Genomic DNA, 1200 nt, shown 5'->3' on the forward strand with positions numbered 1-1200 from the left:
GACTCGGCAGGGGAAAGCAGGCGTAATTCATAAAAGTGCGTTGGTCAGAGGTGCGATGTTCAGTCATGGGAGTAGCCGCGAAAATGATCCGCAGCTGCATACTCACTGCGTCGTCATGAATGTAGTTGAGCTAGAGGATGGCAGCACGGGAGCGCTTGAAAATAGGGAAATGCTGCGCTGGCAAGGGGCCGCGGCATCGCTTTACCACGCTGATCTAGCATATAAATTGGGAAAGGAAGGGTTTCCAATAAGGAAGGTTAAAAACCTCTTTGAAATAGATGGAGTTCCTGATGAGGTGATGAAGGATTTCTCGCAACGCCGAGTTGCAATCCTGAAGGCAGTAGAGGCGGAAATGGCTAGCCGCGGTCTAGATGCATCGCAAGCAAGTCGAGGGCTGCTTCAGAAAGCGACAATCGAGACTCGGCAAGAAAAAACAGAGATGTCACGGTATGAGCTGGAAGGCATCTGGAAGGAGCGCGGTAAAGCGCTGGGATTTTCTGAAGAGCAGGTTAATGAAATTATTGATTCGGAAAGCTTCACCGAATTAAGTAGAGAGGAGTGCTTGGAGCAAGTCAGGGAATCGGCGTATCAGATATTGCAAGGGAAAGCTGTATTTGGTGAGCCAGAGCTTGTAGCAAAGGCGGCATCGGCAATGATAGGTAAGGCCTCTCGAAGTCAAATACTAGAGGCTGTGAGTGATTTAAAGGGTGAGTTGCTGGTCTGCCATGGAGAGCATTCAAGGGACACCGTATTTACTAGCCGTGAAATGGTTGCGCTGGAGCATGAGATGCTGCAGCTTGCGGAACGGAGAAATGGATCGCATGTCATCGAAAATTTTGAACTGCCAGCCTCATTGAGTGAAGAGCAGAGAATCGCCGCAGAGGCTACGCTGCGCGACGAAAACGATGTGACGGTGGTCGAGGGAAGTGCAGGTGCTGGAAAAACGTTCACCATGGCTTCTGTGGCTAGGGCGTACGAACGAAATGGATATCGGGTAGTTGGATTAGCCACTGCTTGGACAGCAGCCAAGAACCTGCAACAGGACGCTGACCTGGATGAGGGCGTTGCCATCACGGGCTGGCTCAACTCTGTGCGCAAGGGTGAGACATCGATCGGCAAAAAAACTCTTCTGATCGTGGACGAGGCCGTGGTGGTATCTGCCCATCAAATGCTGGACGTGCTTGACCGCGTACATATAGG

The 1200-nt window shown here is 51.2% G+C and carries 1 protein-coding gene; it reads left to right on the plus strand.

The window, feature by feature from the left end; all coding sequences use genetic code 11:
• Positions 1 to 1200, plus strand: a 1200-nt coding sequence (gene mobF / locus GVL52_RS27815) for a MobF family relaxase (RefSeq protein ID WP_160012637.1), incomplete at both ends; no start/stop codon positions are given.

It is taken from the genome of Rhizobium sp. 18055, assembly GCF_902706285.1.
Taxonomy (GTDB): Bacteria; Pseudomonadota; Alphaproteobacteria; order Rhizobiales; family Rhizobiaceae; genus Rhizobium.